Source organism: Clostridium senegalense JC122 (assembly GCF_000285575.1).
Classification (GTDB): Bacteria; Bacillota; Clostridia; order Clostridiales; family Clostridiaceae; genus Clostridium_J; species Clostridium_J senegalense.
In genome coordinates, this window is record NZ_HE611050.1 from 105,668 (window position 1) to 125,549 (window position 19,882).

Annotated in this window: 20 protein-coding genes; 1 reads left to right on the forward strand and 19 read right to left on the reverse strand. The window is 27.1% G+C overall.

The features are described 5' to 3' along the window. Positions 1–191 precede the first annotated feature (191 nt). The 15 genes from CSGHG_RS19465 to CSGHG_RS00935 all read right to left on the reverse strand — a co-directional run bounded on the left by CSGHG_RS19465 (position 192) and on the right by CSGHG_RS00935 (position 13,591). Positions 192–752 carry a DUF2812 domain-containing protein gene (locus CSGHG_RS19465; protein ID WP_010291792.1) on the reverse strand — a complete coding sequence of 187 codons (561 nt, stop codon included), beginning with the start codon at positions 750–752 and terminating at the stop codon, positions 192–194. After that, positions 742–1,035: a PadR family transcriptional regulator gene (locus CSGHG_RS00865; protein ID WP_412766357.1), complete on the reverse strand. Its 294-nt coding sequence runs from the start codon at positions 1,033–1,035 to the stop codon at positions 742–744. Before CSGHG_RS00865 ends, CSGHG_RS19465 begins: the two co-directional genes overlap by 11 nt. A 322-nt stretch (positions 1,036–1,357) precedes the next feature. Beyond that, the gene (locus CSGHG_RS00870; protein ID WP_010291804.1) at positions 1,358–1,849 is read right to left on the reverse strand and encodes a GNAT family N-acetyltransferase; all 492 of its coding nucleotides are present in this window, start codon (positions 1,847–1,849) and stop codon (positions 1,358–1,360) included. 111 nt (positions 1,850–1,960) lie between these two features. After that, positions 1,961–2,482, reverse strand: a complete 522-nt coding sequence (locus CSGHG_RS00875; protein ID WP_010291806.1) for a cysteine hydrolase family protein — start codon at positions 2,480–2,482, stop codon at positions 1,961–1,963. A 101-nt stretch (positions 2,483–2,583) separates the two neighbouring features. Continuing rightward, a complete protein-coding gene (locus CSGHG_RS00880) occupies positions 2,584–3,558 on the reverse strand; it encodes an alpha/beta fold hydrolase (protein ID WP_010291808.1) in 975 nt (324 codons plus the stop codon). Positions 3,559–3,942: 384 nt separating this feature from the next. Next, on the reverse strand, positions 3,943–4,206 hold the full coding sequence (locus CSGHG_RS00885) for a hypothetical protein (protein ID WP_010291812.1): 264 nt from the start codon (positions 4,204–4,206) through the stop codon (positions 3,943–3,945). A 194-nt stretch (positions 4,207–4,400) separates the two neighbouring features. Beyond that, positions 4,401–4,592 carry a hypothetical protein gene (locus CSGHG_RS00890; protein ID WP_010291814.1) on the reverse strand — a complete coding sequence of 64 codons (192 nt, stop codon included), beginning with the start codon at positions 4,590–4,592 and terminating at the stop codon, positions 4,401–4,403. Positions 4,593–4,669: 77 nt separating this feature from the next. After that, on the reverse strand, positions 4,670–5,017 hold the full coding sequence (locus tag CSGHG_RS00895) for a TIGR04076 family protein (RefSeq protein ID WP_010291815.1): 348 nt from the start codon (positions 5,015–5,017) through the stop codon (positions 4,670–4,672). Positions 5,018–5,400: 383 nt separating this feature from the next. Then, a complete protein-coding gene (locus tag CSGHG_RS00900; protein ID WP_010291818.1) occupies positions 5,401–6,429 on the reverse strand; it encodes a sensor histidine kinase in 1,029 nt (342 codons plus the stop codon). Beyond that, positions 6,422–7,105 (reverse strand): response regulator transcription factor, encoded by a 684-nt coding sequence (locus CSGHG_RS00905; RefSeq protein WP_010291820.1) that lies wholly within the window; start codon positions 7,103–7,105, stop codon positions 6,422–6,424. The genes CSGHG_RS00900 and CSGHG_RS00905 overlap by 8 nt, the downstream gene beginning before the upstream one ends. An 11-nt stretch (positions 7,106–7,116) precedes the next feature. Further along, positions 7,117–9,147 (reverse strand): ABC transporter permease, encoded by a 2,031-nt coding sequence (locus CSGHG_RS00910; RefSeq protein WP_010291822.1) that lies wholly within the window; start codon positions 9,145–9,147, stop codon positions 7,117–7,119. Beyond that, a complete protein-coding gene (locus tag CSGHG_RS00915; protein WP_010291824.1) occupies positions 9,137–9,913 on the reverse strand; it encodes an ABC transporter ATP-binding protein in 777 nt (258 codons plus the stop codon). Before CSGHG_RS00915 ends, CSGHG_RS00910 begins: the two co-directional genes overlap by 11 nt. A 1,117-nt stretch (positions 9,914–11,030) precedes the next feature. Next, entirely contained in the window at positions 11,031–11,765 is a 735-nt protein-coding gene (locus CSGHG_RS00920) for an AAA family ATPase (protein WP_010291830.1), read from the reverse strand. Between the two features lie 227 nt (positions 11,766–11,992). Then, the gene (pduB, locus tag CSGHG_RS00925) at positions 11,993–12,691 is read right to left on the reverse strand and encodes a propanediol utilization microcompartment protein PduB (RefSeq protein WP_010291832.1); all 699 of its coding nucleotides are present in this window, start codon (positions 12,689–12,691) and stop codon (positions 11,993–11,995) included. Positions 12,692–13,192: 501 nt separating this feature from the next. Beyond that, positions 13,193–13,591: a hypothetical protein gene (locus CSGHG_RS00935; RefSeq protein WP_010291834.1), complete on the reverse strand. Its 399-nt coding sequence runs from the start codon at positions 13,589–13,591 to the stop codon at positions 13,193–13,195. A 483-nt stretch (positions 13,592–14,074) separates the two neighbouring features. Here CSGHG_RS00935 and CSGHG_RS00940 point away from each other — a divergent pair, with 483 nt between their 5' ends. Continuing rightward, positions 14,075–15,376, forward strand: coding sequence for a TraB/GumN family protein (locus tag CSGHG_RS00940; RefSeq protein WP_010291836.1), 1,302 nt, complete (start codon positions 14,075–14,077; stop codon positions 15,374–15,376). A gap of 439 nt (positions 15,377–15,815) precedes the next feature. Here the strand turns inward: CSGHG_RS00940 and CSGHG_RS00945 are convergent, their stop codons facing one another. From CSGHG_RS00945 to CSGHG_RS00965, 4 genes are all read right to left on the reverse strand, one after another. Beyond that, positions 15,816–16,805 (reverse strand): alpha/beta fold hydrolase, encoded by a 990-nt coding sequence (locus tag CSGHG_RS00945; RefSeq protein ID WP_010291838.1) that lies wholly within the window; start codon positions 16,803–16,805, stop codon positions 15,816–15,818. Positions 16,806–17,270: 465 nt separating this feature from the next. Next, positions 17,271–18,194, reverse strand: coding sequence for an AEC family transporter (locus tag CSGHG_RS00955; RefSeq protein ID WP_010291849.1), 924 nt, complete (start codon positions 18,192–18,194; stop codon positions 17,271–17,273). 64 nt (positions 18,195–18,258) lie between these two features. After that, entirely contained in the window at positions 18,259–18,798 is a 540-nt protein-coding gene (locus CSGHG_RS00960; protein WP_010291851.1) for a nitroreductase family protein, read from the reverse strand. Between the two features lie 254 nt (positions 18,799–19,052). Continuing rightward, positions 19,053–19,757: an alpha/beta hydrolase gene (locus CSGHG_RS00965; RefSeq protein ID WP_010291852.1), complete on the reverse strand. Its 705-nt coding sequence runs from the start codon at positions 19,755–19,757 to the stop codon at positions 19,053–19,055. Between the last annotated feature and the right edge of the window lie 125 nt (positions 19,758–19,882).

Here is a 19,882-nt window from a genome sequence, read left to right on the forward strand (position 1 = left end):
GCCGTCCGCTAGTTGTGGTGATTATTACTCACTATGTTCCTAATAATACTAAACATATTTTTTTAGGAACAGCTTTGATTACTTTAGGTTTTATTTATATTTTTTTTAACTGATAACAAAAATTTGAATTTATTCAATAACTTTAAAATATTTTCTTTTAATCTTTTACTACATTATGTACTAATAAAAAATTATTTTTCTTCTGGCGACTTTAATTCTTCCACCATCTTTTTAAGCTTTATATACTGTTGAGCTGAAAAACTTGTAGCCACAAAAAAGCTACAACCTATCCATGGCATTGCACTGTCCCAAAAACCATCTCCTTTAAACGTATCAGTGAAGATAGCCAACCATTGTATTAAACACCCAATAACAAACAACATTATAGTAATTCTAAGATGACGACTTTGAATTATTCTTGTATACATATCTATCTTTGAAAACCTGTCACTAAAAATTGATAAATCATTCCCCTCTTCCTTCTTTCTGCGAAAGTAACACCATTTACCACATTTTAGTACATATTCCCAACCGCAATCCATAAACATTTGAATATACTCTTCCTCTGCTATACCATTTTCTTTAAAATCAAGTTGATAAACCCACTGATCTGCATCACACTTTTCAAACTGATATTTAGCTCTATTAGTTTTAATAAGACGCCATCCATCTTTATGCTCTTTTTCTAACCAAAATTCTTCCTCTTTGAATTCTGCAATACCAAAGTTTTTCTTTTCTATTTTACATTCCATCACAATATTCTCCTATACTATTCTTATATAAACGTTCAATTCTTTTTATTTCAATAGCTAGAATTTCCTTTCCCAGTTCCGTAATAATATAACTTTTTCTTTTTTCTTCCTCTTTCACAAAGCGAATCAAACCATCCTTTTCCATCTTTGACAGACTTCCATACATTGTTCCTGCACTTATGATAATCTCTCCATTTGTCATCTTCCCAACCTTCTGTATAATATTGTAACCATGCATTTCACATTGCAAGCAATACAAAATATAAAATGCTGTCTCTGTCATTGGGATATATACCCTTTTAATTTTATCATTCATATTACACCTCTATATATTCCATCTCTATACATAGCACTGCTATATATTATAATTACATAGTATCGCACTACTATATACTTGTCAATTATTAACTTATTTAGAAGTTAATTAAAGATGAAATTCTAAAACATAATATCTATTCAATTTTTCAACTCATAATTCATTATATAGTTTGCATTATATTTGAATTGAAAACTAAAAAACACCTCAATATCCATTTCTGAATAATGTGGTGTTCTAAAAAATTATTCAATTTTATTATTTGTCGATTAAATAAGAAATTTACCAATTAGACATCTTCCTTTGATATGCTAAATATGTATTGTTCATTTCCAAATCTTGAAACTATTTGTTCCAAATTCATGCCAACCTTCTTAAGAAGTTTGCATGAAGCCTTATTCGCAGATTGTGTTTCAGCAATAATTTTTTTTATAATTAACTCATAAAAAGCATAGTCGATAATTTTTCTAACAACTTCTTCTGCATAACCATATCCCCAATACTGAGGCATAAATTGATAGGATATCTCCGTGCTTAAACCATCATGATGTTTATCAAGAGATGCTAATCCAATAATATGGTTATTATCCTTAAGTCTTACAACCCAATAGAAAGAATCATTATTACAAGTGAGCATATCATTAAAACTACTATTGAAATTTTCATTACTAACAGTCCCACCAAGAAATTTTCTTACTTTTTCGTCAGTGTACAGCTCTTTTATTTTTTCATAATCACGCTCTTGTACTTTCACCATCTTACATCTATTTGTTTTTATCACCATAATCCCCCAATTACACTTCACTTAAACTTACTACTCTGACTTAATTAATGTTTATTTAAGTAACATGCATAATATTTTTACTTTCTAAAATCGTATTATTCAACTTAACTATTTCATTCTTTTAAGTGTTTCATCCACTGAAATACACTCTGCATATCTACCATTCCACATATATTCATTGTAATATTTATAACTTTGCTCCGCTGACATAAATTTATTATCTGCTGTTGTATTTGCATATGCTGGAACTATAATATTAAATCCATGTTCAAATCCACATTTTATAGTAGCATCAATACAGTAATCTGTTTGCAATCCTACAATGATTATATTTTCTTCACCTTTGTCTATTAAATATTCTAATAAGCCTATCCCTTTAAATGCACTATTAACAACTTTATCAAATATTTTCTCTTTATTTATTGGTTTAAATTTTTCATATATCTCCAACCCATCATTTCCTTTTGTTAGCTCATTTCCTATCCCATCATCATGACGTACATATATTACTTCAACATTATTTAACCTAGCCTGATTTATTATTTTTTTAACATTAGATACAAACATATCAAATTTATATAATTTTTCGTTTATTATTAGCTTTTGTGTATCGATAATTAATAAAACCATTTTTTCTCCTTTTCAAATTCCCATTTATGCCTTTAACAAAGGTAGCATATTTTGTAAATATAAAATCATTAAAACTTTTAAAATTATTTAAATTAAATTTATTAATATAAATCTACATTAGTCTTTTCTTTATTATTAATGTCTATCAGAGCATCAAAAAATAAATCAGGTTGATCTATCATTGTCATATGTCCAGCACTAGGTATTAAATATAATTTTTTATACGGTGCATTCATTTTTTCAAAGTATTTTTCAGCAATAACATAAGGAGTTTGCCAATCATTTTCACCTAGAATATAATACATTGGCACTTTATATTCTTTAGATTCAGAATTTAAATCAAACTGAAATAGAAATGCCAACAAATTTTTATTTGCTTTGCTCCCTTTAATTGCTGCAGAAATATCAGAAAACTTTAAAATAGGACTTTTAAATACAGATATAAGCATAGAAAAACTTAGATTTACAGCTAAATTATATTTTCCCTGAATTTTACGTATGTTCATACACTTCTTCATAAAATTATCGTCAAATTTGTCCCCTGGATATTCCCCTAAAGCTTTCAGCTTTTTTAAATCTTTTTTATCGTTACACTGTATAATTAACTCCTTAGCTTTTTCATAACCAACTCGCTCATTTTCAATCATATTGATAACTTGCCCAACTCCAATATAATAAGCTACTTCTTCTGGGTATTGTTTTATAAATATACTACCTAAAGCACTTCCCCAAGAATGACCAAGTATTATTATTTTTTCCCTATTATATTTCTTCTTTAAATATTGAACAACTTCAAATAGGTCTTTTATCATCACTTCAATTGTAGGATACTTATCTTTATTCTTTGTAAGAGTCTTTCCAGTTCCACGTTGATCCCAATGAACTACTGTAAAAACGTCTTCCCATTTTTCTTGAAACATATATGCAAATAATGATTCTGCACTTCCTGGACCACCATGTAAAAATAACATTACTGGATTATTATAATTTGTACCAGAATGAAATAAATATTGCTTAATTCCATTAATGCATACATATTCCTCAGAATAAATTAGTCTATTGGGCTTATTTTTCATAATTTTAACTCTCCTTTTAACATTGCCATAACTTAATTATTAGTAATTATATCACACACTCATGTTAATCAATGGTTATTTTACTAATAAATATAAGCTTTTCTCACTTTTTAACACCAAGTTATTCAGTTTTTAAATATCATTATTCATATTCATATTTTCAAAAATCGTTACATATTTTGTGGAGATTTTTAAACAACATTTTACTTTATATTTTATTTAAATTGTGACATAAAAATACCGCATATTCAGTTTAGAATAGTACGGTATTTCTAATAATTTATTTAATTTTATAGTTTAGTTGCTAAATGTGAATATTATACCCTACTGGCCACATATTTCAGATATTTTTATTTCCGTTGTATACTAAACTAACTTCAAAGGTTACTGAATTGCTTTTTTTCTCTTACTCTTTTCATTAATAAAATAAACTGCCAATAAAATCAATAAAGAAGTCCAATATATTATATTAATGATTGTTTGTGATGTTCCACCTACATTACTATATATGCCAAAAGATTTTCTATAAAAAATTCCTGTAATAGCCATCATAACTATAAGTAAATTAAAACTCTTTTTATCTTTACTAAATTTAATTATAAAATATATTCCTATGATAATAAAAAGTAAAATTGTACCATAATCCATAACAATATCCTCCCTTCTAAACGCATTCATTACCATTATTAATTAATTATAACATATTTTTCAAACTTGTATTATGTAATCTTTAAAAACACTTTTTATTAATTACTGTGTCATTTAATTGAATTATGAAATAAAAAACACCGCATATTTAGTTTAGAATAGTACGGTATTTTAAGAAACTATTTATTTTTCAATTATAAAATTAGATAAAAGTTATTCCCATAACTTGAATGTTGTATATCATATATATTAACCTTCTTTAAAAATGGAAACACATTTTTCACACATCTTTTTAGACCGTGGATTATATTTTTAAATACTTCCTGTAATGTACATATATTGGCAAGAGCATTACAATACCTTAAATCTAGTTTAAGAATTTCCAACAAAGTATCCCCCACTATATAAAATAAATAATTTTTATTTCACATTTTCTTCAAACTAAGCACAATAAAAATTAAAACTAATCAAAAAACTTTCCCTTATAAAAATTCTCATTGCCAAGTTTCTTTGCCGTTAGCCTGAACATGACGCAGCCATCTGGACATACAATGTCTTTGCTATATTTGCCATCGCCTCCAATGTTCTCTAAATCTCCGCCACTTCTGACCGACTCCATGATTGGGAACATAATCATCATGACCTTAGAACAGATACCTTGTCCATCCGCATTTATTGGGCAGCCATAAGTGCAGGTATACTTGTCCCCGACTTCCTCACCGTTTCGGCAGTATCGCTCTGTATGGTCACTGCGAAGAAACCCAGTTACCTCAATTTCAAATTCGTACTCCTCATCATACCACTTTTTCATGATTAACCTCCAAATTTCTGTTTATCTGTATCTCTCATACAAATAATTTTTATTTAAAATTTTCCTATTATCATGATTCAATCATAACATATTTTGTAAATATCAAACTATTTAGTTTTCAAAGAACACTTTTTATTAATTACTTCGTCATTTAATTGAATTATGATATAAAAAATACCGCATATTCACCTTAGAATAGTACGGTATTTTATAAAATCCACCCTTTAAACTATACATTTCATTAATTAAGTGTTTTTTCTATACTGTTTGCTTAAGTTCTTAATTAGATTAAATGCTCTAAGATTATATTTTTCAAAATATAATAATTATTTATCATTAAAATTAACAGAAAATTTTAAGACAACAAATACTATCTCTTATACCTATAAATCAATAATCTTAAGAAATATCAATGCAATTTCAAAACCTTTAGTATACTTCTCATTTAATTCTAGCTTTATTTTTAATCCTTCTGATACTTGTTTTGCTAGATATAAGCCCATTCCTGTAGAATTTTTTCTTTGTTCTCCAACCATACCAGTAAAGCCTTTTTCAAATATAAATGGTAAATCATAAGGTTTAACTCCAATTCCATTGTCTCTTATATTTAGCTTTATGTATTTCTCATTTTCAACTGAAGTAATAACTATTTTTGCCTCAGTTTCTTCGACATCTGTGTACTTAATTGCATTGCTAATTATTTGTCTTATTATAAATTGCATACCTCGTTTATCAGATACAACCTTAAAGTCACCAACATTTAAACTTACGTCTATACCTTTTTCCTGTAATATTACTTTATATTCTTCAATTACTTCTGCACAATTATCATATAATGAAATTTCTTTAAAAAAGTAATCTTTACAAGTAGATTTTAATCTTGCATAATATAGCATTCTTTCTATATCTTCTTGCATTTTTGTTCTTACATATTGCAATCTTTTATATGCTAATTGTGATATTTCATCTTTTCTATTATCTAATACAAAGGTCATTAATCCTAATGGTGTTTTTATTTCATGTGCCCAAGCTTCTACGTATTCCTCGTATTCATCTATTCCTTGCTTATAAGTATTTATAGTACTTTGATTTTCTCTTAAAATTCCACCTATTTTTCTAATTACATTACCTTCTTCATAATTAAATAAGTTTATAATTTGATTTTCATTATTTATAGTAGGCTCATTTAAATAGTTATAAATTGCATCTTCTCTTTTTAAATCATTTTTGTACAGAATAAATGCTATAGCACAATACAAAATCATTGACCCAATTATCATTGTAGGAAAAATATAACGAAAAGCCTTATCATTGCTAAGCCACAACAGTCCACCAAATATAAAATTTAATATAAGTATAACAATGATCCAAAGTCTATTTTTTATTAATATTCCTCTTATCTTTTTAATCATTGTTTTCTCCTATAGGCTCTAAGGAATACCCCTTTCCTCTAATTGTATTTATCTTATAATTAGTATCTAATTTATGTAAAGATTTCTTTAGCCTTGTCATATTTACATGAAGAGCATTTTCATCAATATATTTTGTTGTACCCCAAAGCTTATTTAATAACATTTTCTTAGTTACAAGTTCCTTATAATTCTCAAGTAGTAACTCCATTATCTTCCCTTGATTTTCAGGTAAGATAGCAACCTTCCCTTTAATGTTTATTGTATACGTTTGTAAATCTAAGCTTACATCCTTTATTTCTACAAAATGCCTTCTATCCTCTAAACGACGAAGCAAATTAGTTATTCTTGCTAACAAACGTTCTTTATGACAAGGCTTGTTTATATATTCATCTGCGCCAATATCAAGGGCATGTAACTCATCCTTCATTTGATCACGCCCTGTTAAAACAAGTATTGGAACATTACTTTTATTTCTAATTCCCTTACATATTTCAAAGCCAGATATTTCTGGTAAATTTAAGTCTAATAATACAAGGTCTGGTGAAGCAGCTATAATATTATCTACCACATTAGAAAATTTAATTATAGAAAAGGTATCATATCCTTCCTTCTCTAAAATATACTGGAGCTCTTCTCTCATAAAAAGCTCATCTTCTACAATTACAATCTTCTTCACTATTATCACCCCTAATTATCTTCTCTCTTAACATCCATAAGCTTTAAAATATTCTTATCACTAATTTTCTTTACAAAGTGCATATAAAATAATTCTACCATACATATTAGCACAATAATAGGAATTGCAATTATCATTAGTTTACTAACCTGCTCTTTCATTGTTGTTGGTATAAGACCCGTAAATAATGCTCTTACTGAAAATATGCTACTTATAGCTGCAACTATTATTGGTAGTGAAAAATACCAAGTAATTTGATTTCTTGCAGATTTGCATAACATCTCATAACTTGCACCAAGGTAAGTTAATGATAAATACCTTTTCTTTGTTTTTTCTTGATGCATTAAGAACTGTACTCCCATAACTGTGTTGGCTATTATAAGAAAAATAACTGCTAAATAAATAGTTGTATAGCTTGCTGATACTGTGAAAAATAATTCTCTTCCTATATTTTGAAGATAACTTTCATAACTTATTTCAGTAGTATCAAGTTTTTCATTAACATAACTAATAGCTTGCATTAACCCCTTTTCTCTAACAAATCCCTTATTTAAAGTTACATTCCAATAAGTATTCACATTACTTTGTTTTGTGTATTTGTTAAAAACTTCTTCAGATACTATTAACCCTCTACTTATAGTAATTAACCTATCCGTTACAATACTATCAGAATAATATTTTTCTCCTATGATATATTCTTCACCATCTAAGAATAAAGAAGGTTTTTCCTTTAAAACACTTTCCATTATATCACCAATTTTAAACTGGGGATTTTCATAAAGCGCTACTTCATTATTCTTTAATTCTATAGGAGTTTTGCCTTGTAATTCTAAAATTTTATTATATGAATCTACTGAAATTAAATATGGTGAATCAAAGACTTGAAGGTTATTTAATAAAATATCCTTTTCTTTACCATATTTTTGATTTTCTACAGCTTTTATTAAGCCTTCTGGTGAAAAAGTGTCACTATATAACATTCCAATTCTCATATCATAAAAACCATCAATATATTTATTTAAATCTAGCTTGTTTATTAAAGACTTTACTTCTTCCTCATCTGCTTGAAAGGTATAATCAATAATATGTGGTTCCTTTGAATTAAATAAGAATCCAACTGATATACCATATGCAAAACAAGTAATTGTCATTAAAACTAATATTGATGAAATAGCCATAGTATTTGGTTTTAGGAATACTGATTCTTGCACTTGCCTAAAAGTAAACATTTTTAATTCATTTTTGTTAGTTTTCTTTTTAAGTATTATTTCAAACAAAACTCCTATTCCTTGAAGTAATAGGAACATTCCACTAAGACCTATTATTACTGTTATTCCAAAGAAATTTAAACTTGACCATGATATTTCCGTTATTGCAATGGTAAATGCTACTGCAAGTAAAATACTTCCTAATAACAACTTAATTGTAACAACTACCTTGTTAATTTTTCTTTTCTTTTCTGATTGGGAATCTGAAAGTAATTCTATAACCTCTTTTTTTGAAAATTTACCACTTAAAATAATAATTGCTACAAATCTAATAATAAAATAGCCAACAATAGTCCCAATAACAGCTGAAATTGAAAAGGTAAAGCTATGTCCTATTATACCTAGCCCTACTATTTTAGCTGTCACTAAACTAATAACTTCTGATATAAAAACTGCTACTGGAATACCAATTGCTAATGACAATATACTGTTCCATAACTCTTCTACAAAAAGCATTAATACTAATTTACTGCGTTTCATACCAAGCATTAAATACATTCCAAGTTCCCTGTTTCTTCTTTCTAGCTGATATTTACCTGCAAAATATACAAGAAAGAATAAGATAAATAAAGATAATTCATATAAAACTGGAACCAATAAAAATAACTTTTCCAAAGCCTGACTTTCCATAGTCTTTAAAAATATAATAACATCTTGCTTTTCAAGAGATAAAATAATATAAAATGCAACTATAGACACTATTAATGATACAAAGAACAACCCATTTTCTTTTCGATTTCTTTTACTATTTCTTTTAACTAAATCATAAAACATTTGCACTTCCACCTCCTAGTTGTGCCATAACTAGAAGTATTCTTTCATAAAATGCTTGTCTAGATTCCTCTAATTTTTTATACCTTAACTCATGAAAAAGCTTTCCGTCTTGTATAAATAAAATTCTTGAACAAAAGCTAGCTACATTTGCATCATGTGTAACCATTAAGATGGTTGATTTTTCTTCTTCATTTAAATCAGCTAGTTTTTGCATTAAGGCTTTTGCATTCTTAGAATCTAATGCTCCTGTTGGCTCATCAGCTAAAATAATTTGTGGGTTTAAAATTAAAGCTCTTGCAGCAGCTACACGCTGTTTTTGTCCTCCTGAAATTTCATTTGGAAATTTGTCTAATATATCTTTTATCTCCATATATTCTGCTAATTTTTCTACTTCTACCTTATTATTATCCTGTAATTTATTATGAATAGCCATTGGTAGTAATATATTTTCCCTTGCTGTTAAATTTTCTAGTAATTCGAAATTTTGAAATAGATATCCTATTTTATTTCCTCTATACTTAGCTAATTTGTTACCTTTAAATTTTTCTACATTCTCACCATTTAATAAAATATTTCCTTCTGTAGGATGAGTTGTAGTTGCAATGCAATTAAGTAACGTTGTTTTTCCTGAACCGCTACTGCCCATGATGCCAATAAATTCACCATTTATTACTTGAAAGTTTATTCCATCTAAAGCCTTAGTTACAGAATCTTTTTTACCATAATATTTTTTTAAGTTTTTAACCTCTAATATTCTTTCATTCATTATAATCACCTTTCATGTAATATCCTTATAGCAAATAAATAGAACTCCTAATTTTTATTTGCTTTTCATATTCTATAGGGTTCCAAGTTAAGTTTTAAATTTATTCATTTATCAAATGAGAAAACTCAAATTAATATTTTATCAATAACTAACAGATTATTTTAGTTAAAAGTTAAGAGTGAATAGTGAACAGTTGTGGTTATTACTATTTACTTCGTTCCTAATAATTCTCAACGTATATTTTTATAAACTTTCAAATCAAATTATATTGATAGATTTTTTAAAATCATTTTCAGAAAGTGGTTGCCACTTTCATCCTAAATTCATAATTCATAATTTTTAACTAAATATATTTGCACTTATTTTTCTCAACTGATAACAAAAATTTCATGTATAAATTTAAGTTAGAAATTGTTTCCCTATATAGGGTTCCAAGTTGACTCTTAAAGTTATTCATTCCAAAACTTGGATACCTAAAATAGTGAGACATACTCCGAATCACTTAGAATTTAACACTGCATCTTGCACAAAAATATTTTAAGGTTATTGAATAAATTTAAATTGGAGCTTGTTTCCCTATATAGGGTTCCAAGTTGACTTTTAAAATTATCCATTCCAAAACTTGGATACCCAAAATAGTGAGACATGCTCCGAATCACTTGGAACTCAACACTGCATCTTGCACGAAAATATTTTAAAGTTATTGAATAAATTTAAATTGTAGCTTGTTTCCCTATATAATTAGTATAAATGGATTTATTAAAATAAAACACTTACAGTTAGTGAAAGATTAGGAGGTTAATGTTTAAAATGCTTTAAATAATCTATTCTTGTAATATATGTTCACTATACTTTACAAGAAAAAATGGAAACCCTATAGGCTTCCAATAATAAATTTTTAGTATATTTTTAATTTTAATAATTTCTTCTTTACTAGGTTTAAATCTTATAATATACTTATCATTAAAATTCTCTTTACTTTTAAGTTATTTTATATTTTATTTAAGTTCTTAATACTAATCTTAACGATAAACTCTATTTATCTATCTTATAGATTTAATTTTTACTTAATATTATCTTACTATAATAAATTACCTATCTTCTTAATATTTTGTTTTTATTCCTGTGATAAAAGTACTTTTAACATTTTTTCAGGTCTATCAAGAAAACTTTTAGTAATTTTATAATGCTCAGTATCTTTATACATAACTTCTTTTATACCATTGTTTAATTCATAAATAATTGAATCTGGATAAGACATTATTATAGGTGAATGAGTGGCTATTATAAACTGAGAATTTTTCTGTACTAATTCATTCATTATAACAAGCATAGACATTTGTCTTGATGGTGATAATGCTGCTTCTGGTTCATCTAAAATATATAAACCATTTCCACTAAATCTATTCTTAATAACTGACAAAAAAGACTCCCCATGGGATTGTGCATGTAGTGATATTCCTCCATATGCTCTACTCACATCTACATCATCTATATTTGTAGCCACATTATAAAAACTTTCTGCTCTTAGAAAAAAGCCATCATTAGGCCTTTTAACACCTCTAATTAATTTAATATTCTTGTATAAATCTGAATGAGTATTGTTTGTTGAAAAATTAATATTTCTAGTTCCACCTTCTGGATTAAATCCACATGCTATAGCAATAGCTTCAAGTATCGTTGATTTACCAGTACCATTTTCACCTACAATATATGTAACTTTAGGATGAAAATCTATTCTAGATAAATCTTTTATCGCGGATAAACTATATGGATACTTAGAAAATGACTCTACTCTTTCTCTACATAATTCAATATATCTTAAATATTGATTGCATTTATTTAAATTCATTTTTTCCCTCCAAAAGTAATTAAATAACAATTTAATTTTCACACAATATACAATCACAGCTAAATAATATACTTCTATTATAAGTAAATTATAACATGTTTTATATAAAACATTATTTGACTTCGACAAATTTTCATTTCTATATACTACGTAAAAACACCGTAAAATTCAGCTTTGAATAATACGGTGCTCAAATAAAGTATTTATTTTTAAATTAAAATCATCTTCTAAATATATGATTTAGTCAAAGATTGAGTATCTTGCCCCATTGCTTTTAATAAAGATAATCCAATCTCTCTTGCAGCTATTACTGATTGTCTAACAGCATCTGAATCCCCAGTAACTGTTATTATTACTTCATTTGTATGTGCCGTTCCTGAATCGGGGCTAGCATATGTTACCATCTGAACATTTGCAGCTTTCATTGCTGTATCTGCCATTACTAAACCAATTGCAGCTGGAGCACCAGCAATTATTCCAAAAGTTTTTCCAATAGGAGCGCCAAATGCTTTTGCTGATGCCAAGCTTGCACTTGCAGTATATGAAAGCTCTAAATGTCCTGAATCGCATGCATAAACATCTCCAAAAGTTCTATCTAATTCTTTAAGAGCAACTTCTACTGCTCTTCTTACATCTGTTACATCTTCTGATGCCATAATAATTAAGCAACCATGACCTGCTCCACCTTTTGTATCTCTTGGCATTTCAATCTTTGCTACTTCTGTATTAGTAGCTTTTACCGCCTCATCTGCTGCCATAATATGTGGTCCTGCACCTGTTCTTCCACTAATTATTCCTATAGACCTATATTTTTTATCTAATCCCATTTTTTCATGAAGAAAACAATCAACATTAGCTATGACTAATCCAATAGTATCTCCAATTGCTGTTCCTACAAATTCTGTTATTGATGCTGACGTATTCATCTTTAGTACCTCTCTTTTCTATCACATTATTATCTTCACTTACTTAAGTAACTTTCTTAATTAAGTATTTTTTCTACTACTGTTTATATAATTTTATTTTAACTATATATCTTAATAATCATTACTTCTTCGATATATTTTAATTGCTATTTTCACTTTACTAGTGGTTATTACTACTCACTGTCATCCTAAATTCTTAATTCATAATTCACAATTCTTAAATAACTATATTTGTACTTATTTTTCTCAACTGATAACAAAAATTTGATGTATAAATTTAAATTATAGATTGCATCCATATAATTATATCATAAATTTTATTAATAATATTTGCTTTAAAATTTATTACACTTGTAATTTTATTGTATTTTTTATCCATATTGTAACACACTTTCAATATAGCATTTCTTAGTTTATAAAATTTTTTATTTATATTTTTATTGATTACAAACAAAAATACCGTATATTTACTTTTTCAATAATACGGTACTACATATTTCTTTATTTAATAATTTCTGTATCAATAACATACTTGCTATTAGGAAGATATTTTAGTTTATAACTATTCCCTTCGCTAATTTTATTAAATCGCGGATTATAATAATATGTGTTTTCATCCAGTATAAACGATGGAGTCATTCCTCTTGAGCCACCTTTAATAGTATTACACTTTCCAATAGAAACCTCATAATTTTTATCAATGTAATAGCTTATATCACTAAAACGTGGCTTTAATATATTTATATAAGAATAACTACTCCATACCATTAAAAGAGGAATTAAAAATGTTAAACATATATATTTTTTTCTATTTTTTTTATCAAATAAGATTATTACTAATCCAATCACCCAAAAGAAGCAAAAAAACATCTGAAATAATGTATCTATAATAAAATCCATATTTACCTTCACCTCATCGTTATTAATTATAGCTAAACCCTATAATACTATTATAAATTGATTATAACATATTTTGTAAATACTCCATTGTTCAATTTTTAAACAATGTTTCACTTCGCATTTTTTGTATTACAACATAAAAAATATCGCAAATTCATTTCTGAACGATGAGATGATTTAATAAATTATTTTTTAGTTATAATGTTAAATTAAAAGAATGTGGATAAATTATGTTGAAATTTATTTTCATTTTATTAATATACTTTTTTATATAAGCTGAATAATCAGCTATTCTTTTAAGTTTTCCTTCAATACCTTTAACTTTAATTACATAAAAACATATAGTATAGGATTATTCTTAACAATCAATTAAAAAATGTAATAAATATAATTTTTTACCAATAATATTGTTATTTTCATGTATATATTTTACAATTGATGTGAGCAACAAGTAATTATTATGGAGAGGGCTGGAATATTATTATGAAAAAAGTGAGTCTAAAATTACTATCAATTTTTTTTATATTAGGTATATTATTAACTGAATGTAAAAAAGACGGAGGTTCAATTCAATTTTCCAATAAACGTTTAGAACAATCACCTGAGAAAAGAGAAATTATGCAAGAGTATTTGAAAAAAAATTATAGTTCTGTAGATTTAGAAGATGAAAGTGAATTTAAAGATTTAGCTATTATGGATTCAGATATAGAAGGAAAGGAACTTTTTTTTACTGCTGAACTTCATGGAACTAAGGCTAATGAACAATTAAATATGAAATTTTTAAAATATTTCAAAGAAAAAACAGATTTTAAGTATTATCTATGTGAGCTCTCTTATAGTGATGCTTATTTTATAAATAAGTATTTAGAGACTGGGGATATAAAAATATTAGAAGATATATATAAGCCACTAAAAGGAACATTTGCATGGAATAAAGATAGTTATAACCATTTTAAAAAGTTATATGAGTATAATAATACTCTACCTAAAGAAAGCAGAATTCAAGTTGTAGGCGCTGATATAGAACATCAACCAATTAATGCCTATAGGTTTTTAGTAGATGTTTTACCAGATAAAGAAGCGCCTAAAGAAATAAAATCAGTAATAGATAAGATTAAAAATAAATTTAATAATTCAGGTGAATTTGATAAAACATTTGCTCAATGTTCAAATGAATTGCAAAATAGCATAGAAAAGAATGAAAATATATATAAAGAGTATCTTGGAGAAAACTTTACTGGTTTTAACCTTGTAAATTTGAACGTATTAAATAGCGTAGAGGCATATAAACATGAGGATTACGTAGATTGGAATAATACTAGAGATAACATGATATATAAAAACTTTCAAATTCTTCAAAAGGAATTACCTAAGGGTAAGTATTACGGACAATGGGGGCTTAACCATACATTTCAAAGTAAAGAAAAAGATATAATGTGGTTTGCTGCCTATCTAAATTCTGATGACTCAATATTTAAAAATAAGATTTTAACAGTAATTTATAACTATGATGATTGCGATATGATGGGCATAACTGATACTATGGAATACACTACTAATGAACTTAACATTATGTATCCTCAAATTAAGGAAACTAACAATTTATTAGAAGGTAATTTGAACATTTATAAATTGACAAGTGAGAATTCACCTTTTTCTGAAACACCAATGTATTATACTTTTAATGGAGAAGAGATAGAAGCAAATATGTTAGATTTTTTTCAATATATCGTTTGTATAAAAGATTCTAAAGCAACAGAGCCACTTAATGATGAGTATAATTAGTTAGCTTAGGATATAGATACTATATTTTGATGAAGGTTTCTTACTTTATTATTTTAGATTAGAAAATATAGTAGCATGTTATGATGAAAATGTATTATGTATCGAATCTAGTATTGATACTAGATTCGATACTTTAAAATTACATTATAACCAAGATGATGATTGTATGCAAAAATTACTAAAAATAAATAATTTTGAAGTAAATATCCTTTTTTTTCAATTTTTTATACTTTATTTTACTCATTCCCACTCAAGTATATCTATTTTTTACCACCACTTACCATTATAAATAAACTATTACACATATTGCAAATGCATCATTATTCAATTTTCAAATAGCATATTTCACTTTTAGTTCGTATTGTCTTTGAAATACGAAACAAAAATACCGCAAATTCATTTACGAATAATACGGTATTTCCATTTGTTATTTTAATTACTAATGCTTCTTTATTAATTTCATTATTTCATCATTTATAACATCAGGCTCGAATTGATGTATAGCATGTCTTGAATTCTTGACTACTATTTGCTTACTATCTGTAGACCACTCCTTCAAGGCTATCTGACTACTTTCCCATTCAGAAATTGCTGAAACATTACTTTCAGCAGTAAATATTCTTAGCGGAATATCTCCTAATTTTCCGTTATCTAATACTATTTTTGCACTATCATTTGCCATGTTACTTTCATCTATAATATTCTTATTATACATAGTTTTAAGAGTCATCGACTTATACAACTGTTTTAAATCATCAGGCAACAATTCAAGATTTATAATTTTTGAAAAATAGCTTGTATGATAAATTGCTAATCTAGCAATTCCTGATGATTTTAGCATCTGATATTTAAATCCTGAACTACTACTTATTCCTACTTTATTTTCAGAATAATATTCTGGACTACCCCCATCAATTAACACAACCCCTGAAACTTCATCTTTATATTTTTGTGCAAATCTTATTGATGTTAATGATGCTAACGAATGTCCAACTAATATATATGGTGACTTTTGCCCCGATTCTAAAAGAGCTGTATGCATTTCGTCTACGATGGAGTCAATGTCCCTTGAAACATCTGTTATTTCACTCCAACCATGTCCTGGTTTATCATAAACAGCTATTTTAGCATGATTTGATATTACATTATAAAGAGGATATAAATCTGCATAAGCACTTGGCTCATTTAATCCTCCAATAAAAACTACAGTTACATTCCCTTCTCCTTTGGTAAATACATTGATTCCATGATTATTTACATTAACCATTTGCCCTACTGGAGGATACTTCTTAGAATCCTTATATTCTCCAATTTTTTCATAAGATACACCAATTAGTGAAATAAAAAATATACAAATTAATACTAAAAATATGCCTCTTCTAAATCTTTTTTTAGATTTTCTTTTGTGCCTTCTTCCATTTACACTCATTTGTTAGCCTCCCTAAAAATAATATAATCCATCTTTAACTGGTATTATTAATATGCTTCTTGAAATAATTGTATAATAATGCTAATTAAAATTATAGCATATATTCCAATATTATACATAATATTTTATCTATCTTGTAAGATGTTTTGTTTAATATACCGTACTATTCAATTTTCAAAGAACATTTCAATTCGCATTTTAATCAAATTACAAACTAAGAAACACCCTAAAATTCAAACTTGAATAATATGGTGTTCTAGTAAATTCTACTTCTGATCTTCTATTAATTTTTTTATCTCATTACTTATAACGTCAGGATAAGTGTGGTGTATAGCATGCGTTGACCCTTCAACAACCATTTGCATGCTATCTGTAGACCATTTTTTAAAATAAATTTCTTGCATAAATTAACTATTAATCTTGGATGACTATATTATAGTTCTATTGTCACTTAACTAATATATCTTACATTTGATATAACCAAACCATAATTGGCATTGTTACAATACATACAATAGTCGTAACTACATTTATAACACTAGCATATTCTCCGTTTTTATCATATATCTGAGCCATTTGTGCAACTGATGATGCAGATGGTGTGATTGTTGCAAGAAGGCTAATAAGTAAAATTATCTTGCCATTAGGTACTAAACTTCCCATTCCACTATATTTAAGTAAAAGTAAACTTATAAATGGACATACTATCATCTTAAGAAAAGTAATTATGTAAATTCGTTTATAAGCAAATATCTTTCTAAAACTCATATTTGCAATCAACATTCCCACTACAATCATACAAATAGGGCCAATCATAACACTTACTGACTCCATAGTGTCTGTAATAAAATCTGGAAGTTGAAGCCTCGTAACAAATAATAAAACTCCAAAGAAAATAGTAATCATATTAATATTTAAAAAGATTTTTTTCAAATCTATTTTCTTATCTTCACAAATCACCATTCTTCCATGAGTCCATAAAAGAACTAACTGTACACACATAAATGCACTAGTGTAAATAACCCATTCTTTTCCTAGAACAGCAGTTACAATTGGAATAATTAGATTTCCAGCATTTGAATATATTATAGATACCTTTTCAACTGAATCCAAATGAAATATCTTTTCAAGTATTTTTACTAAGATTAATAATTCAATATGAATCAATACAGCTGCTACAAAAGCAAGAATCAATCCATTCCGTATACTTTCTGTATATTTAACTTGAAATGCATTAATAATCACACAAGGCATTACCAAATAAAGTGCAACTATTGAAAGACTTTTACTCTCTTCTGCTTTCAATAAATTTGTTTTCACTAATATAAATCCCATGGCCATAACTAAAAAAAGTTCAGCAATCTGCTTCATTAATAACAAACTAATCAAAATTTCACCTCCACAATTTAACTCTGAACTATTTACTAATCACTTGTTGATTTTCCTATATTTCTTACCAAGTTTCATAATGTATTATTTCTTTAATTGTCTTCCTTGGACGAGCTTCTGGTGTCTCATTTGCATAGCCAATAGTAATAATCCCAACTACATATTTATCATTAGGTATGTTTAAAACTTGTCTAATTTCATCTTGAATAAACCATGCAACCCAGCAACTTCCTAACCCTAAACTTTCAGCTTCAAGTAATATGTGCTCTACAGAAATAGATGTATCCCTTATTATTTGCTTAAGTTCTTCTTGTGGACTATTTTCATTTAATATTACATCTACATTTTCTTTTATTCTACAACGTATATCAGCCACACATACAATAAAAACTGGCGCAGATAACATCCATTTTTGTTTATGAGCTACCTGTGCTATTTTTTGCTTAACTAATTCTGATTTTACTATAATAAAATTCCACGGTTGTGTATTGCTACCTGATGGAGCAAGTCTCGCACTCTCAATTAATTGAATTATCTTCTCATTTTCAACTAATTTATTACTATAATTTCTTATACTTCTACGAGTTTTAATTTCCTTAATCATATTTATACATTCCTCCACTTAAATTCTTGTGTAGTTTGTACACAATTTACATGCAATCTTTTTATACTTTACATTTTAATCAATTAATTATAACATATTTTGTAAATGTCATATCATTCAAACTTCAAAAATTATTTAATCCCAAATTTATTTGTATCGCAATATAAAACACCGTAAAATTCTCTTTTGAATAATACGGTGTTTTAATATATTGCTCATATTACTTTTTAAATTTCTTGACAAATTGGAATTCGTTAGTCAATACGTTTTCGTAACCAATACTTGAATACATTCAATTGCTCTTCCGTATGGAAGTAATGTTCTGCTTCATCTACGACTTCTAATTCACAATAATATTTTTTTGTAAAATAATTAATAGTTTCAAATTCACACAACTCATCTTTTGCCCCATACAAAATATCTGTATCTACATTCCATGTATTAATAGGATGTTGTTTTACATAACAAAAGTAGTCCCAATACAACTTTTGACCAATAGGTGTTTCTATAATCATTTCCTTTTGCAAACGTTCTGGTGTTATATTAAACCATCTCATCATATTTTCTATGATTCTTTCCATATTAACTACTGGTGATAAAAATAATGCCTTTCTTAATATATCACTTTTATATGCTAAAAGACTAAAATAAGCCCCCATACTACATGCAAACAAATTCACTTCTTTCCAATGTTCCTTTGCATAATTCATAATTATAGATAAATCACTAACGCAAAACTGTACTTTGCAAGGAGTGCTCTCATTTTTTCTTTCTCCATGCTCTGGTAAATCAAAGCTCAATACTTGATAGCCTTTTTTAAGTGCTTCTTCAGCTAAAATTTGAATCACAACATCTTCCTTATTTGACATATTTCCATGTACTGCAATAAAAAGTTTCTCACTGTTTTTTCCCCACAAAACTGCAGGAATATTACTAATATTAAATTTATCTTTAAACATATTTCCTCCATAATTTATAGAGGTAAAACCCTCCATAAAAGTTCTTTATTTTTCTTGTTTATCATAATAAACTCCTCCTTTCTCAGTTAATTGTATATAAAGTATGCTAACTGCAAATTTCTATT

What these genes read in the sequence shown, in the direction of transcription:
- CSGHG_RS19465 (WP_010291792.1), bottom strand. Translation starts at nt 752, where the DNA reads ATGGAATGTAAAATAGAAAAGAAAAACTTTGGTATTGCAGAATTCAAA.
- CSGHG_RS00865 (WP_412766357.1), bottom strand. Translation starts at nt 1,035, where the DNA reads ATGACAGAGACAGCATTTTATATTTTGTATTGCTTGCAATGTGAAATG.
- CSGHG_RS00875 (WP_010291806.1), bottom strand. Translation starts at nt 2,482, where the DNA reads ATGGTTTTATTAATTATCGATACACAAAAGCTAATAATAAACGAAAAA.
- CSGHG_RS00880 (WP_010291808.1), bottom strand. Translation starts at nt 3,558, where the DNA reads ATGAAAAATAAGCCCAATAGACTAATTTATTCTGAGGAATATGTATGC.
- CSGHG_RS00885 (WP_010291812.1), bottom strand. Translation starts at nt 4,206, where the DNA reads ATGGATTATGGTACAATTTTACTTTTTATTATCATAGGAATATATTTT.
- CSGHG_RS00895 (WP_010291815.1), bottom strand. Translation starts at nt 5,017, where the DNA reads ATGAAAAAGTGGTATGATGAGGAGTACGAATTTGAAATTGAGGTAACT.
- CSGHG_RS00900 (WP_010291818.1), bottom strand. Translation starts at nt 6,429, where the DNA reads ATGATTAAAAAGATAAGAGGAATATTAATAAAAAATAGACTTTGGATC.
- CSGHG_RS00910 (WP_010291822.1), bottom strand. Translation starts at nt 9,147, where the DNA reads ATGTTTTATGATTTAGTTAAAAGAAATAGTAAAAGAAATCGAAAAGAA.
- CSGHG_RS00915 (WP_010291824.1), bottom strand. Translation starts at nt 9,913, where the DNA reads ATGAATGAAAGAATATTAGAGGTTAAAAACTTAAAAAAATATTATGGT.
- CSGHG_RS00920 (WP_010291830.1), bottom strand. Translation starts at nt 11,765, where the DNA reads ATGAATTTAAATAAATGCAATCAATATTTAAGATATATTGAATTATGT.
- pduB (WP_010291832.1), bottom strand. Translation starts at nt 12,691, where the DNA reads ATGAATACGTCAGCATCAATAACAGAATTTGTAGGAACAGCAATTGGA.
- CSGHG_RS00935 (WP_010291834.1), bottom strand. Translation starts at nt 13,591, where the DNA reads ATGGATTTTATTATAGATACATTATTTCAGATGTTTTTTTGCTTCTTT.
- CSGHG_RS00940 (WP_010291836.1), top strand. Translation starts at nt 14,075, where the DNA reads ATGAAAAAAGTGAGTCTAAAATTACTATCAATTTTTTTTATATTAGGT.
- CSGHG_RS00945 (WP_010291838.1), bottom strand. Translation starts at nt 16,805, where the DNA reads ATGAGTGTAAATGGAAGAAGGCACAAAAGAAAATCTAAAAAAAGATTT.
- CSGHG_RS00960 (WP_010291851.1), bottom strand. Translation starts at nt 18,798, where the DNA reads ATGATTAAGGAAATTAAAACTCGTAGAAGTATAAGAAATTATAGTAAT.
- CSGHG_RS00965 (WP_010291852.1), bottom strand. Translation starts at nt 19,757, where the DNA reads ATGTTTAAAGATAAATTTAATATTAGTAATATTCCTGCAGTTTTGTGG.